The 13,975-nt window shown below is 59.7% G+C and carries 12 protein-coding genes and 1 tRNA gene; 7 read left to right on the top strand and 6 right to left on the bottom strand.

Features of this window, described 5'->3' with window-relative positions; translation table 11 throughout:
• Positions 1 to 18: 18 nt before the first annotated feature.
• From DKW72_RS06370 to DKW72_RS06355, 4 genes are read left to right on the top strand one after another with little or no spacing between them, the layout of a single operon-like run.
• A complete protein-coding gene (locus DKW72_RS06370) occupies positions 19 to 453 on the top strand; it encodes a TraR/DksA C4-type zinc finger protein (protein WP_232522334.1) in 435 nt (144 codons plus the stop codon).
• A gap of 2 nt (positions 454 to 455) precedes the next feature.
• Positions 456 to 1,664 carry a zinc metallochaperone GTPase ZigA gene (gene zigA / locus DKW72_RS06365; RefSeq protein ID WP_111641502.1) on the top strand — a complete coding sequence of 403 codons (1,209 nt, stop codon included), beginning with the start codon at positions 456 to 458 and terminating at the stop codon, positions 1,662 to 1,664.
• Positions 1,665 to 1,704: 40 nt separating this feature from the next.
• Positions 1,705 to 2,373, top strand: coding sequence for a ZrgA family zinc uptake protein (locus DKW72_RS06360; RefSeq protein ID WP_198411244.1), 669 nt, complete (start codon positions 1,705 to 1,707; stop codon positions 2,371 to 2,373).
• 18 nt (positions 2,374 to 2,391) lie between these two features.
• Positions 2,392 to 3,384 (top strand): CobW family GTP-binding protein, encoded by a 993-nt coding sequence (locus tag DKW72_RS06355; RefSeq protein ID WP_111641500.1) that lies wholly within the window; start codon positions 2,392 to 2,394, stop codon positions 3,382 to 3,384.
• Here the strand turns inward: DKW72_RS06355 and DKW72_RS06350 are convergent.
• Positions 3,372 to 4,019 (bottom strand): DUF3299 domain-containing protein, encoded by a 648-nt coding sequence (locus tag DKW72_RS06350; protein ID WP_232522333.1) that lies wholly within the window; start codon positions 4,017 to 4,019, stop codon positions 3,372 to 3,374. The genes DKW72_RS06355 and DKW72_RS06350 overlap by 13 nt on opposite strands.
• Before the next feature lie 38 nt (positions 4,020 to 4,057).
• Between DKW72_RS06350 and DKW72_RS06345 the strand changes: the two genes are divergently transcribed.
• From DKW72_RS06345 to DKW72_RS06335, 3 genes are all read left to right on the top strand, one after another.
• On the top strand, positions 4,058 to 4,765 hold the full coding sequence (locus DKW72_RS06345; protein WP_111641499.1) for an ABC transporter ATP-binding protein: 708 nt from the start codon (positions 4,058 to 4,060) through the stop codon (positions 4,763 to 4,765).
• The gene (locus DKW72_RS06340) at positions 4,765 to 6,021 is read left to right on the top strand and encodes an ABC transporter permease (protein ID WP_111641498.1); all 1,257 of its coding nucleotides are present in this window, start codon (positions 4,765 to 4,767) and stop codon (positions 6,019 to 6,021) included. Before DKW72_RS06345 ends, DKW72_RS06340 begins: the two co-directional genes overlap by 1 nt.
• Positions 6,022 to 6,165: 144 nt before the next feature.
• Positions 6,166 to 8,583, top strand: coding sequence for an acyl-CoA dehydrogenase (locus DKW72_RS06335; protein ID WP_111641497.1), 2,418 nt, complete (start codon positions 6,166 to 6,168; stop codon positions 8,581 to 8,583).
• Between the two features lie 26 nt (positions 8,584 to 8,609).
• Here the strand turns inward: DKW72_RS06335 and DKW72_RS06330 are convergent, their stop codons facing one another.
• From DKW72_RS06330 to tviB, 5 genes are all read right to left on the bottom strand, one after another.
• Positions 8,610 to 9,905, bottom strand: a complete 1,296-nt coding sequence (locus DKW72_RS06330) for a GGDEF domain-containing protein (RefSeq protein ID WP_111641496.1) — start codon at positions 9,903 to 9,905, stop codon at positions 8,610 to 8,612.
• Between the two features lie 352 nt (positions 9,906 to 10,257).
• Positions 10,258 to 10,334 (bottom strand) — tRNA-Arg (locus tag DKW72_RS06325).
• A 237-nt stretch (positions 10,335 to 10,571) separates the two neighbouring features.
• Positions 10,572 to 11,468 (bottom strand): XrtA system polysaccharide deacetylase, encoded by an 897-nt coding sequence (locus DKW72_RS06320; protein ID WP_111641495.1) that lies wholly within the window; start codon positions 11,466 to 11,468, stop codon positions 10,572 to 10,574.
• Between the two features lie 11 nt (positions 11,469 to 11,479).
• Positions 11,480 to 12,487, bottom strand: a complete 1,008-nt coding sequence (locus DKW72_RS06315; protein WP_111641494.1) for an NAD-dependent epimerase — start codon at positions 12,485 to 12,487, stop codon at positions 11,480 to 11,482.
• 36 nt (positions 12,488 to 12,523) lie between these two features.
• Positions 12,524 to 13,798, bottom strand: coding sequence for a Vi polysaccharide biosynthesis UDP-N-acetylglucosamine C-6 dehydrogenase TviB (tviB, locus tag DKW72_RS06310; RefSeq protein ID WP_111641493.1), 1,275 nt, complete (start codon positions 13,796 to 13,798; stop codon positions 12,524 to 12,526).
• Positions 13,799 to 13,975 lie beyond the last annotated feature (177 nt).

Below are 13,975 nucleotides of genomic sequence, written 5' to 3'. Positions count from 1 at the left end.
TTCAGGACGGGAAATCCTATGCCCCAGAGTAATTCGGAACCCTTGAGCGAGGCGGCGCTACTGGCAATGCCGGCAGACGACTATATGAACGAGCGCCAATTGGCGTTCTTCAAGCGTTATCTGAACGATTTGCGCCGGGAAACCCAAGAGGCAATTGAAGCCGTTAAACAGGCTATCGCTGCCACCGAGCCCGAGGCCGATGAACTGGATCGGGCCGCCATGGAAGAGGAAAACCGGCAGCGACTGCGCATTGCCGAACGTCAGTATTTTCTGCTGCGCAAAATCGACACCGCTTTTGCCAAAATCGACGACGGCAGTTACGGCTTCTGTGAAGTCACCGGTGAACCCATCGGTTTGCAGCGCCTGTTACTCCGGCCCACGGCGGAGCTCAGTGCCGAAGAGAAAACCCGCCAGGAACAACGCGAACGCAACTACGCCAAACAACGAGGTTAGCCATGACCCAACGCCTGCCTGTCACCGTGCTCTCCGGATTTCTCGGAGCCGGTAAGACCACTTTGCTCAACCACATTCTGACCAATCGCGAAGGCCGCCGGGTGGCGGTGATCGTCAACGATATGAGCGAGGTGAATATCGACGCCGCGCTGATAAACAATGATGTTCAGCTCAACCGCGCCGAAGAAAAACTCGTGGAGATGAGCAACGGCTGCATCTGCTGCACCCTGCGCGAGGACTTGCTGATCGAAGTGACCGAGCTGGCCGAGTCCGGCCGCTTTGATTACCTGGTGATCGAGTCCACGGGCATCTCCGAGCCGTTGCCGGTGGCGGAGACCTTTACCTTTGAGGACGAAGACGGGCGCAGCCTGTCCGAGGTCGCGCGCCTGGATACCATGGTCACCGTCGTGGATGGCGCCAACTTTCTGGACGACTATTACAGTGCCGCCGATCTGCGCGATACCGGCGAAAGCCTGGGGGAAGAGGACGAGCGCAACGTCGCCGACCTACTGGTGGATCAGATTGAGTTCTGCGATGTGCTCCTGATCAGCAAAACCGATCTGATTGAAGAAGCGAAACTCAACGAGCTTAAAGCGGTGTTGCGCAGCCTCAATACCCGCGCCGAGATTATTCCCATGGTCAACGGTCAGGTGCCGCTGGAGCAGGTGCTGAATACCGGCAAGTTTGACTTTGATCAGGCGCAGCAGGCGCCTGGCTGGCTCCAGGAGTTGCGCGGTGAGCACACCCCGGAAACCGAAGACTACGGCATCGCCAGTTTTACCTATCACGCCCGCCGGCCCTTCCATCCGGAAAAGCTGTATGACTTTTTTGCCCGCCCACAGCTCGGCGGCAAGCTGTTGCGCTCCAAGGGTTTCTTTTGGTTGGCGACCCGTCCGCGCTATGCTGGTCAGTGGAGTCAGGCCGGCGGTATCGCCCAGCACGGTGCCGCTGGCATGTTCTGGAAAGCCGTGCCGGAAGAGCACTGGCCGGACGACCCGGAGCAGCGTGCCTATATCATGGAAAAGTGGCAGGAGCCTTTTGGCGACATGCGCCAGGAACTGGTGTTTATCGGCCAGGGGCTGGATCCCAAGGCGATGACCGAGGCGCTTGATGCCTGTCTGTTGTCGGAAGAGGAAGTCATGCAGGGCGCCGATCAGTGGGCGCACCTGCCCGACCCCTTTCCGAGCTGGACGGCACCGGCCGAGCAGTGATCTAATAAAAGCCTATGGATTGTTTCGGAGGGCAGCGACAGTGAAACCTCAATGGCTTTTGGCTATGACGGTCTGCGTGGGTGCTGTGGTCTTTCTCGCCGGTTGCGACCGGCATGATCATGCCCATGATCACGAATTGTCGGACGATCATGCGCATGAACATGATGATTCAGATCATGCTCATGGCGACCACGACCACGACCACGACCACGACCACGACCACGACCACGACCACAATCATGACCACGGTCACCGTCATCACGGCGCGCATGTGCACGGTGCGGCTCAGGTTGGCCTGGTAATTGACGATGGCGCGGTCAGTGTGGAGCTGACGCTGACAGGAATGGATGCCGTAGGTTTTGAGTCCCACCCGGAAACCGACGCCGAGCGTGCCGCCGTCGCACAGGCCGCTGATCAGATGCGCCAGGGTCAGCGGTTATTCGGTTTTGGCAGCTCCAGCCAATGTCAGTTGGCCGACGTAGAGGTGCTGTCGTCACTACTCGAAGATCAACCCGGCGAAAGCCGTCACGCGGAGTTTCAGGCGTTTTACGCGTTCAACTGTGCCCAGCCGGCTCGTATTGGGGGCATCTCGGTCAACCTGTTTGAGGTTTTCCCGGCGCTTGAGCGCATTGAGTTGATGTGGATTCGTGAGGATCAGCAGGGCGCCATGACGCTTCAGCCCCAAAGCCCGGAAGTGCGCTTTCGCTAACGAATCCATCAGGTTGCCATGACCCATACCGCAATACCCACCAATGTCGTCACCGGCTTTCTCGGTGTCGGGAAAACCACGGCCATTCGCCATTTGCTCGCCCAGGCACCCGCCGGGGAGCAGTGGGCGGTGCTGGTTAATGAATTTGGCGAAATCGGCCTTGACGGAGCACTGCTCGCGGATTCAGGCGCGCGCATCAAAGAGGTGCCGGGCGGTTGTATCTGCTGCGCCGCCGGTGTGCCTCTGCGGGTTGCACTCAACCTGCTGATTGGGCGCGAGCGCCCGGATCGACTTCTGATCGAACCCACAGGTCTGGGTCACCCGCAGGAGATTCTGGGTTTGCTGGGTGGGCCGGACTACACCGGTGTTTTGTCGCTTCAGGCTACGCTGACCCTGGTGGACCCCCGTAAGCTATCGGACTCGCGTTACACTGAAAACCAGACCTTTCGCGACCAGTTGGCGGTGGCCGATGTCGTGATCGCCAACAAGGCCGACGTCTGTGGGCGCGAGGACTGGCAGGCGTTCGATCAGTTGTTGGCGAGCTTCGATCCGCCCAAGGCCGGGAGCGAGCGGGTGACCCAAGGGGCGTTCGCACGAAACTGGCTGGACCTGCCCGGTCGACCCGTCGCGGGCAAGCCTGGGGGCGATAATCCGCTGGCCCCGCCGCGCCCGGTGCCGGCGGGCGTGACCCTCGCCGAGGACGAGGACTTTGTCCGCAAAGAGGGGCGCGGCGGGGGCTATCACTCCTGCGGCTGGCTTTTCGATCCGGCCCAGACGTTCGCCTACGAGCCGATGTTTCACTGGCTTATGGGCCTGCCGGCCGAGCGCGTCAAGGCGGTGATGATTACCGATCGGGGGGTCTTCAGCTTTAACGCCGAGCAGGGCGTGCTCAGCGTTAACGGATTGGATGAAGCGTTGGACAGTCGGCTGGAGTTGCTCGACCCCAACCCCATTGACGGCGCCAGACTGGAATCCGAGCTGCTTGCCCTACGCCTGGCTCAGTCGTCGTAGGTTTCTTCGTACTCGATCACGCTATCGGCGGTCATGGCGTACACCGATAACGCCAACTCGTTTTCCGTCGTGTCCGTCGTTATCGTGCCAGTGACCCAAAAAGGCGTGTACAGGGCGTCCAGGTGCATGCCTGCCTCGTGTTTAACGTAAATGATCTGGTTGGGCGGTGGTGGTGGCAAATGGATGCAGGCGCCGAAGTAGGGCACCAGGAAAAACTCCGTAATACGCATGGTGTCGTCAAATTCTATGGGCACGATAAACCCGGGAATGCGTATGTCGGCGTTGTTGAACTCCTCGCGCACGTTGGTTGAAACCAGCGCGTCTTCCCAGGTGCGCTCACCGCTGTCGCTGCCACTGCTCATGGCCTGGGAAATGGCGCCGGCGATCTGCCCGGTCAGGTCATCTTCGGGCATGCGCAAGCCGTCTGCCGGGACATCGGCCGCCAGCTCCTCGTCACTCAAGTCACCGTGATCTACCGCCGGCATGTTCAGCAGCAGCTCAAGGTCTTCTTCAGGCAACAAATCGGTCCATTCAATGGTGCGTGGGGAATTTGCCTGGGCATTGGCGGTCAAGCCACTGACAAGCATACCCACTATGAGCAGTGTTGCCGTGAAAAAAGCGGTGGGCTGTGGCATGGTAGCGGCTTCCTGTGGTCTTCCCGGATTGATGGTGTATGGACAAGTCTGCGCGTAATTCCGTTCCCGAACCCGCGATTGCGTTGCGGGATGTGAGCTTTGGCTGGAGCCGTTCGGCGCCGCCGCTGTTGCGTATCGAGAGTCTCGCGATTGCCCGCGGAGAGCGGGTGTTCCTCTACGGGCCGTCGGGCTCGGGCAAAACCAGTCTGCTCAATCTGCTTGCAGGGGTCAACCTGCCCCAGAGCGGCGATATTACCCTACTGGGGGAAAAGCTCAACCGCCTCTCCGGGCGCAAGCGCGATCGTTTCCGGGCTCGGCATATCGGCGTGGTATTCCAACAGTTCAATCTCATTCCCTACCTGAGCGTGCTCGACAACGTGCTGTTGGCGGCGCACTTTGCGCGTCTGCCGGGACCGGAAAGCCATGCGCGGGCTCGAGAGCTGCTTGCCCATCTGGGCCTGGAAGATGCACTGGCCACACGTCCGGCGCGAACCTTGAGCGTCGGCCAGCAGCAGCGGGTGGCAGTGGCCCGGGCGCTGGTAGCCGAGCCGGAGATTTTGCTCGCCGATGAACCCACGTCCGCCCTCGACAGTGACACCCGCGATGCCTTTATCGAGTTGCTGCTCGCCAGCGCCGCGCGCAACAACACCACTCTGGTGTTTGTCAGTCACGACCGGGCACTGCAGCCGCACTTTTCCCGAGCACTGGATGTGCGCGAACTGGTTCACCAGGGGGAGACGGCCTGATGTTGTTCAAGCTCGCCCGCCAAAGCTTATGGAACCGTCGCTCCACCGCCGCCCTGACCCTGGTGTCATTGATGATCAGCGTGCTCCTGCTGCTCGGCATTGATCACCTGCGCAATCAGGCCCGGGACAGTTTCAGTCAGACACTCTCGGGCACGGACCTGATCGTGGGTGCGCGCAGCGGCCAACTCAACCTGCTGCTCTATGCCGTGTTTCGTATGGGCAACCCCACCAACAATATCAGTTGGGAAAGCTATCAGGAGATTGCCGGACACCCGGCGGTGGCCTGGACGGTACCGCTCTCGCTCGGGGATTCGCACCGGGGCTTCCGGGTACTGGGCACCACCACCGATTACTTCGAGCACTACCGCTACGGCCAGCGCCACCCATTGCGCTTTGCCGAGGGTCGCGCCTTCGACGATGTTTACGACGCCGTGCTCGGTGCTCAGGTGGCGCGCGAGTTGGGCTACACCCTGGGGCGGGAGATCGTGGTCGCCCACGGTACCGGCTCGGTCAGTTTTGCCCGGCACGAGGATCACCCCTTTACGGTGGTGGGCATACTCGCCCCTACCGGCACGCCGGTGGACCGCACGGTGCATGTCAGCCTAGAGGGTATCGAAGCCATTCATATTGGCTGGGGCGACGGAGCGCCCCGGCGCGGCGCCCAACCGGATCCGGAGCAGGTGCGGGCCATGGACCTGACGCCCGAGAGCATCACCGCCTTTATGGTGGGCCTCAATTCCCGGGCCATGACCTTTACCCTGCAGCGCCAGATCAACGACTACCGGCAGGAACCGCTGACGGCAATTTTGCCGGGCGTGGCACTGACAGAGTTGTGGCAGATGCTGGCCATGGTGGAAAACCTGCTCTACGTCATTACCTTTATGGTGTTGTTGGCCTCGCTTATTGGCATGGCCACCATGTTGCTCGCGTCCATGAAGGAGCGTCAGCGGGAGGTGGCGATTTTACGCGCCGTGGGCGCCAGTGGTGGCTATCTGTTCTGGTTGATTGAGCTGGAGGTACTGCTGCTGGCGCTGCTGGGGGTGATCGGCGGTACGGTGTTGCTGAGTATTGTATTGTGGGTGGCGCAGCCGCTGCTGGCGAGCGAGTTTGGGCTCTTTATCGCCCTCAATCCGCTTCAGGATCAGACCTTGTGGATCGCCGGCGGTATTGTCGCGCTTGCGGGCGTGGTGGGTCTGGTACCCGCCTGGGTGGGTTATCGTCGGGCACTCTCCGATGGTTTGAACCCGCGCTTGTAGCGCGGGTGTGCGCGCAAAATTGTCGCCCAGCGCGCGGGATTTTGGGCTATTGTTAGGGGGCGCGCGCCTGGCGGTCGCGCCATGATAAATTCAGTGATCGAATTTTAACCGGCCCGGTGGGCCGAGTCTTTGCGGGAGAACGCTATGCTGTTGTTGTCACTCATCATTATTGTGGTGTTAATTGGGGCTTTGCTCTATCGCGGGGTGGCTTTACCTCTGGGGTCAGCGGTGGTCGTCGGCGCCTGGTTGGCACTCGGACTGACAGCCGCCCCCGTGTTGTTGTCCCTGTGGCTGGTACTGCCCCTGGCGTTTGTATTGATTACCCTGAACTGGTCGGCGGTGCGCAAGCCTCTGGTGTCGGCGCCGGTGATGAAAATGCTCGGCAAAGCCATGCCCAGCATGAGTGTGACCGAGCGCGAGGCGCTGGAGTCCGGCACCACCTGGTGGGAAAAAGAACTCTTTGTCGGCCGTCCGAACTGGCAGCAATTTGCGGATATCGAAACGCCGCAGTTGACCGAAGCCGAGCAGTCCTTCCTCGACAACGAGGTCGAAGAGCTGTGTGGCATGCTCGACGAGTGGGACATCAACTACCACCGCAAAGACCTGCCCGAAGAGGCCTGGGCGTTCCTCAAGAAAAAAGGCTTCTTCGGTCTGATCATTCCCCGTGAATTTGGCGGTCACGATTTCAGCCCCTACGCCCAGAGCCGGGTGATGAGTAAGATTGCCAGCCGCTCCAGTACCGCTGCTGTGACCGCCATGGTGCCTAACTCCCTCGGGCCTGGCGAACTCCTGATGAAGTACGGCACCGAGGATCAGAAGAAGCGCTGGCTCCCCGGTCTGGCTGACGGCAGCGAGATTCCCTGTTTTGGTTTGACCGGCCCCGAAGCGGGCTCAGACGCGGGCTCGATTCCGGATACCGGTATCGTCTGCAAGGGCGAGTTTGAGGGCAAGGAGGTTATCGGCCTGCGCCTCAACTTTAACAAACGCTGGATCACCCTGGCGCCGGTGGCTACAGTGGTTGGGCTGGCGTTTAAACTCAGTGACCCGGAAGGCCTGCTGGGTGACAAAAACAAAGTCGACTACGGCATTACCTGCGCACTGTTGCCTGCCAATCACCCGGGCATTGAAATCGGACGCCGGCACAACCCCGGCTCGCCCTTTATGAACGGGCCGATTCAGGGCAGCGACGTATTTATCCCTATCGATTGGGTGATTGGCGGTGCGGCCATGGCCGGTAAAGGCTGGCGCATGCTGATCGAATGTTTGGGTGCCGGGCGGGGTGTGTCGCTGCCCGCGCTCGCCACGGCGGGCAGCGAAGTCTGCTACCGCCTGGTCGGTGCCTACAGCAGCATTCGCCGCCAGTTCAACACCGAGATCGGCAAGTTCGAAGGGGTGCAGGAGGCGAGCGCGCAAATCGCCGCCGGTGCCTACACCCTTGAAGCCATGCGTCAGCTGGTGACCAAGGGGCTGGAAGATGGTGCGCCCTCAGTAATGACCGCCATGGCCAAATACCACGCCACGGAAATGTTCCGCACCCTCACCAACCACAGCATGGATATCGTCGGTGGCCGCGCCATTCAGATGGGCCCGCGCAACTTTATGATCTATGCCTACCACAGCGTGCCGGTGGCCATTACCGTGGAAGGGGCGAACATCCTCACCCGCTCACTGATGATCTTTGGTCAGGGTGCCATGCGTTGCCATCCCTACCTGTTTGACGAGCTGCAGGCGATTCAGGCCGAAGACCAGGAGGCCGGGCTGGAAGAGTTCGATCGGCTGTTCATCCGCCATATGGGGCATGTGTTCAGTAACCTGACCCGGACCAAGTTTCTGGGCTTCACCCGGGCGATCTTCAGTGATACCCCGGTCAATGCCAACGGCTTCAGTCGCCGCTGGTACCAGCGCATCAACCTGCTGAGTGCGGCCTTTGCCGTGACCTCGGATCTGGCGCTGGGTGTGTTGGGGGGCAACCTGAAGCGGCGCGAGCTGTTGTCCGCGCGTCTGGGCGATGTGCACAGTCAGCTCTTTATCGCCACGGCGATTCTCAAGTACCACTCCGCCCATCCTCATACCCGGGCGGAAGATGCGCATGCCGAGTACGCGCTGCATCTGGCCATCTACAAGGCGCAGGAAGCACTGTACGACTTTTACGCCAACTTCCCGGCCCGCTTCCTGGCCAGGGCCATTCAGTGTGCGGCCTTTCCCTACGGTCGTATTGTCCGCAAACCCAGCGATAATCTGATCCGGGAGCTCGGCGACCTGATCATGGAGGACAATCCCATCCGTCAGTCCTTCGCGCCGCTGGTGTATGTCAACCGCGATCCGGACGATGTTTCGGGGCGGGTGGAGAGCACTTATCAATTGCTACTGTCGCTGGGCAGTGCCTGGGGCGATTTCCTCAAGGCCCAGAACAAAGGCAAACTGGAAGGCGATACCCTGGAAGAGCGGCTGAAAGATGCGGCTGAGAAAGGGGTGATTAAAGCGGAGGAGATCGACAAGATCAAAGAGTACGATGCCCGCCGTTATGACTGCCTGATCACCGATGCCTTCGACAAGCTTTAAAGGGATCGTTAACGCACCACGGCCGATCAGTCCTGATCGGTCGTGGTGGCAATGACACTCTGATTGCGGCCCTCGCGCTTGGCTTTGTAGAGCGCTTTGTCCGCCCGCCGAAAGACACTTTCAAAGCGCTCTCCCGGAATAAATTCAGCCACCCCAAAGCTGGCGCTTAACGGGCTGCCGTCCGGCGTTAACGCCGTGTCGTTGATCGCTATGCGCAGCTTTTCGGCCAGTGGGTAGGCGTTGGTGAGGGGGCTGCCAGCGCAGAACATGATGAACTCTTCACCGCCCCAACGCCCCAGATAATCGTTCGAACGGATATTTGCCTCAATCAGCCGGGTCAGTTCCTGCAGGATATCGTCCCCCGCGTCGTGGCCGGCGCTGTCGTTAATGGCCTTGAAGTGGTCGATATCCATCAGGATCAGGCTGTGGGTCGCGCGATCATTGCGGCTCAGTATCTCGTGCACAATCCGGTTAAAGCCGTGACGATTCAGGGTGCCGGTCAGAGCGTCGTGCTGAGCCAACTTCTCGTACAGGTCCTTGTCCGTTTCCAGACGGATGTTGAGCTGGGCCAGCTCCTGAATCCGGCGCAGGTCGCGGCGGTTGCGCCGGTGCAGATAGGCGAGGCGGTTAAAGGCCATAAACAGCGCACCGCTCAGCCAGAGCGCGAGTATGCTCAAATACCAGTCTTCGGTGGTGACCCAGTCGCCCACAACGGCGATTTCATCCAGACGCAACTCGTGCTCTCCGATGCGGTCGAAGTTGATGCCAAAAACGGTGACGTTACCGAAAGCTGGCTGGCTCATCGCGCGCGGAATATCGTGGGCCATCTCCCACCAGTCCGCCACTTTGAACTCACTCAGCTGCAGGGTGAGATCGGAAGTGACATCCTCGCTCAGGAGCGTGCGGGACATATAAAGGGAGCTGTTGCCGTCCGTGAGCGAAGAATAGCGCTCGTCATAATGGCGCATGAAAAAGACCATATGCCGGCTGTCGCCGCTATGGCTCAATGTCATCTCCAGTCGATCGAATCCGGTGAGGTCGATGCCCTCACCGGATTCGCGCTCTATCATCAGATTGAAACCGCAGTAAAGATAGTTGGCCCCGGGCCGGACAGAGCAGCGAAAGTGGTGTCTGGACTCGTCTATCCAGGTCACTTCGCTGTTGCCGTTGGGCTCCTCTCCGTCAGAATAGAGGAACAGCACCAGGTCTTCGCTGGGTAAGAGTACCAAGCGACGATCCGGTAGGAAGCGTTCTGCGGCAATCGCGACAAAGGTCAGCGCGATGAGCAGAATTACCAGGAGCTGAAAGGATCTGGATTTCATGAGGCCCTTGCGTTGGGAAATTGGCGCGTTTTTCTACATTATCGATTAAAAAAACGACAGATTCCACTGTTTTTGGCCGTCGGCTGCCAAAAACAGCTGCCCAAGGGGAGGTATAGGTGCGTAAGTGGCTGAAAGCAATGGGGGTTTTGAGCGACAGGAAAGGAAGAAGCCAACAAAAAAAGCCCACGCATAAGCGCGGGCTTCATTAAAATGGCGCACCCGGCAGGGTGAGCCTGGGCGTTTGCGAAGCACCGCTTCGCGCCCGGAGCGAACGGCGCCAGGCTGTGCCTGGCGACCGGCAATCCGAGGGTGCCTACAAAAAACCCGCGCATAAGCGCGGGCTTCATTAAATTGGCGCACCCGGCAGGATTTGAACCTGCGACCAACGGCTTCGGAAACCGCTACTCTATCCGACTGAGCTACGGGTGCAAAAAACTGGTGTTCTATTGAAGTTCCGGCGGTAGCCGAACCTTCTAGCAGCGCTATGCGCTGCCGCTACTCCCCTCACTGCGTTCGGGCCCGGCCTTTTGGCCTAGCCAAAAGGCGTTCGCTCCGGGCGCGAAGCGGTGCTTCGCAAACGCCCGGGCTCACCCAACTGAGCTACGGGTGCTAAAAACAGCGTGCTCGAGAGCAGGGCGCGATTTTACAGTTCTGTGGGGCTCCCGTCTACTTGCCCGGCTGGCTTTCTGCCAGTTGCTGCAACGTCAGGGTCTGGGTCACCTCGGTGGTGCCAAGGCTCTGGCTTATCGTGCCGAAAGGAAAGTCCGCCACCATGCGCTCCAGCCGGGGCAGGCAGCGGTGCAGGTTGGTGTAGTGGCGGAAGCGGGAAAACCAGCGCACATTGGGGACCCGGGGCTGGTGGGGGTCAATTTCCCAGGGGTGCAGATAAAAAATCTGCGGCTTGGTGCCATTGTCGCTGGCCCGGCGGAACAGCCAGCGGGACAGCACATAGGGGTACTGGCGGAAGTAGCCACCGCCAGCGGCCGGTACCGGCTGGCCCAGCACCTTGGCGGTGGTGAGCGGGAACTCGGTCAGCGTGGCGCCGTTGGTGGTAATGATCTTATAGGGCTGCTCCGGGCTGCCGGGGATGCCGTAATTGTCGTGGCGGGTGGGAAAGATGCTTGAATCCCAGGTAAAGCCCAGTTCCGCCAGCGTATCCAGCGCCCACAGGGACTTGCGGGTGATGGAGTAGCTGGCGGCGCGGTAGCCGGTCACCGGGCGCTGAATCTGGTCTTCCAGAATCCGTTTGGAGCGCTCGGTCTCCTCCCGGAACACCTCCGGTGTCTGGGTATAAATCAGCCGATGGCTGTAGCCGTGGGAGGCAATTTCGTGGCCCTGAGCCTGAATCCGGCGCACCAGGTCGGGGTGGCGCTCGGCCACCCAGCCCAGAATAAAGAAAGTGATCTTGATCCCGGCATCGTCAAACAGCTGCAGCAACCGGTCGGTGTTTTCCTCGACCCGCGACGGCCACTCATCCCAACGGTCTCTGTCCACGGCCTCGGCGAGCGCCTGTACCTGGTAGTAATCCTCGACATCGACGGTCATGGCATGAGTGACTGACATAGGTAACTCCGTTAAATCTTGTAGTAGTCCCGGTACCACTCCACAAAGCGGGCGACACCCACCTCAACCGGTGTGGTGGGCGCGTAACCGACGTCCTGCATCAGGGCGTCGACATTGGCATAGGCATCCGGAATATCGCCCGGCTGCATGGGCAGCAAGTTGCGTTCGGCTTTCTTGCCCAGGCACTTCTCCAGCAGCTCGATATAGTCGGACAGCTCCACCAGGGTGTTGCTGCCGATGTTGTACACCCGGTAGGGGGCGTTCGAGGTGGCCGGGTGCGGGTCGGCGCCGCTCCAATTGGGGTCGGGCGTAGCCGGCTTGTCCAGGGTGCGGATCACGCCCTCAACGATGTCATCAATATAGGTGAAACCCCGGCGGTGCTTGCCGTAGTTGTACACATCGATGGGCTCGCCGGCGATGATCTTGCGGGCAAAAATGAACAGCGCCATGTCCGGACGACCCCAGGGGCCATAGGCGGTAAAGAAGCGCAGGCCGGTGGTGGGGATGCCAAACAGGTGGCTGTAGGTGTGCGCCATCAACTCGTTGCACTTCTTGCTGGCGGCGTAGAGGCTGATGGGGTGGTCGACGTTGTGGTCGACGGAAAAGGGCAGCGTGGTATTGGCGCCGTAGACCGAGGCACTGGAGGCATACACCAGGTGCTCGGTGCCGTAGTGGCGGCAGGCTTCGAGAATGCTCAAAAAACCGCTGATATTGGTGTCGACGTAGGTATGGGGGTGCTCCAAAGAGTGGCGCACACCGGCCTGAGCCGCGAGGTTCACCACCCGCTCGGGTTTGTGCTCGGCAAAGACCTTGTTGATACCGGCCTGATCCTGCAGGTCCAGGCGGATGTCGGTAAAGCCGGGCTCCTTCTTGAGGATCGCGAGGCGGGCATACTTGATATTGACGTCGTAGTAGTCGTTGACGTTGTCGATGCCGATAACTTCATCGCCCCGGGCGAGCAGCTTCCGGGCGAGGCTGAAGCCGATAAAACCGGCGGTACCGGTGACCAACACTTTCATTCGGTAGTCCTTATGTCTGGCTTTGGGTGGCGCCGCCTACAGGCGGGCGTCCACGGCCTCTTTGGGGAACAGGTGTTTGACATCAAAGAGGATATGTTTGCTTTTACCCAGGCGGCGCAGAGCGTCGACGCCCATGGCCCGGAATTCAGTGTGCGCGACGCACAGGATAATAGCATCATAATGATCAGCGGCGGGCTCGGCAATCAGGTCCAGACCGTACTCTTCCTTGGCTTCCTCGGCATCAACCCAGGGGTCGTAGACATCGACCTGAGCGTTGTAGGTGCCCAGCTCGTCAATGATGTCGATCACCCGGGTGTTGCGCAGGTCCGGGCAGTTCTCCTTGAACGCCAGTCCCATCAGCAGGATATTGCTGCCCACCACATGAATCTTGCGCTGGGTCATCAACTTGATCACCGACTCGGCAATAAAGCTGCCCATGCCATCGTTGATCCGGCGCCCGGCGAGAATGACTTCCGGGTTATAGCCCAGCTGTTGGGCCTTGTGGGTCAGGTAGTAGGGGTCGACACTGATGCAGTGCCCGCCCACCAGACCCGGGCGAAAGGGCAGGAAATTCCATTTGGTGCCCGCGGCTTCCAGCACTTCGAGGGTATCGATGCCCAGGCGCTTGAAAATCAGGGCCAGCTCATTGATCAGGGCGATATTGATGTCGCGCTGGGTGTTCTCGATCACTTTCGCCGCTTCCGCGACTTTGATGCAGCTGGCCTTGTGGGTGCCCACCGTCACCACCCGGCGGTAGAGGGCATCGATATAGTCGGCGGCCTCAGGGGTGGAGCCGGCCGTGACTTTGACAATATTGTGGACCCGGTGCTCTTTATCGCCCGGGTTGATCCGCTCAGGGCTGTAGCCGGCAAAAAAGTCCTTGTTGAACACCAGGCCAGCGGTCTGCTCGATAATCGGCACACAGACTTCTTCCGTGCAGCCTGGGTATACCGTGGATTCAAAAATGACGATGCTGTTCTTCCCGATCACCCGACCGAGCAATGCCGAGGCTTTTTCCAGCGGCGTCAGGTCCGGTTGCTTGCTGTCGGTAATGGGCGTTGGCACCGTAACGATATAAACATCACAACCTTTTAGATCATTTTCGTTGGCTGTAAAGCGCAGTTTATCGGCCTGCTGTAACTCGTCGGTCGTCAGCTCGCGGGTATGATCCTGTCCCTGTCCCAGCTCCCGAATTCGGGTGGCGTTAATATCGAAACCAATGGTGTCGATTTTTTTTCCAAATTCGACCGCCAGCGGCAAGCCAACGTAGCCCAAACCGATGATTGCAAGTTTCGGGGAGTCAGAAAACATGAAGGCTAATCCCTTGATCTGAATAGTGTTTTTAGGGGCGAAAAGAAATCCTTGAACAGCGCCTTATAAGGTATCACACTCGTCTGAAAGATTTATACGGGCAAGGGTAAAAAATCCGTCGCGGTGCGTGTTCGTCGATATACTTTACAGGTGTAAAACTCTTGACAGATATGTCTC

Origin of the sequence: Marinimicrobium alkaliphilum, from assembly GCF_003259155.1 — a bacterium.
GTDB classification, from domain to species: domain Bacteria; phylum Pseudomonadota; class Gammaproteobacteria; order Pseudomonadales; family Cellvibrionaceae; genus Marinimicrobium_A; species Marinimicrobium_A alkaliphilum.
Note: the sequence above shows the minus strand (reverse complement) of the source record. Positions and strands in the feature narration are given on the sequence as shown.

Excerpts from the sequence above, each read along its gene's own strand:
- DKW72_RS06350 (WP_232522333.1), bottom strand. The coding sequence starts at position 4,019 with ATGCCACAGCCCACCGCTTTTTTCACGGCAACACTGCTCATAGTGGGT.
- DKW72_RS06345 (WP_111641499.1), top strand. The coding sequence starts at position 4,058 with ATGGACAAGTCTGCGCGTAATTCCGTTCCCGAACCCGCGATTGCGTTG.
- zigA (WP_111641502.1), top strand. The coding sequence starts at position 456 with ATGACCCAACGCCTGCCTGTCACCGTGCTCTCCGGATTTCTCGGAGCC.
- DKW72_RS06335 (WP_111641497.1), top strand. The coding sequence starts at position 6,166 with ATGCTGTTGTTGTCACTCATCATTATTGTGGTGTTAATTGGGGCTTTG.
- DKW72_RS06340 (WP_111641498.1), top strand. The coding sequence starts at position 4,765 with ATGTTGTTCAAGCTCGCCCGCCAAAGCTTATGGAACCGTCGCTCCACC.
- DKW72_RS06370 (WP_232522334.1), top strand. The coding sequence starts at position 19 with ATGCCCCAGAGTAATTCGGAACCCTTGAGCGAGGCGGCGCTACTGGCA.
- tviB (WP_111641493.1), bottom strand. The coding sequence starts at position 13,798 with ATGTTTTCTGACTCCCCGAAACTTGCAATCATCGGTTTGGGCTACGTT.
- DKW72_RS06355 (WP_111641500.1), top strand. The coding sequence starts at position 2,392 with ATGACCCATACCGCAATACCCACCAATGTCGTCACCGGCTTTCTCGGT.
- DKW72_RS06320 (WP_111641495.1), bottom strand. The coding sequence starts at position 11,468 with ATGTCAGTCACTCATGCCATGACCGTCGATGTCGAGGATTACTACCAG.
- DKW72_RS06315 (WP_111641494.1), bottom strand. The coding sequence starts at position 12,487 with ATGAAAGTGTTGGTCACCGGTACCGCCGGTTTTATCGGCTTCAGCCTC.
- DKW72_RS06330 (WP_111641496.1), bottom strand. The coding sequence starts at position 9,905 with ATGAAATCCAGATCCTTTCAGCTCCTGGTAATTCTGCTCATCGCGCTG.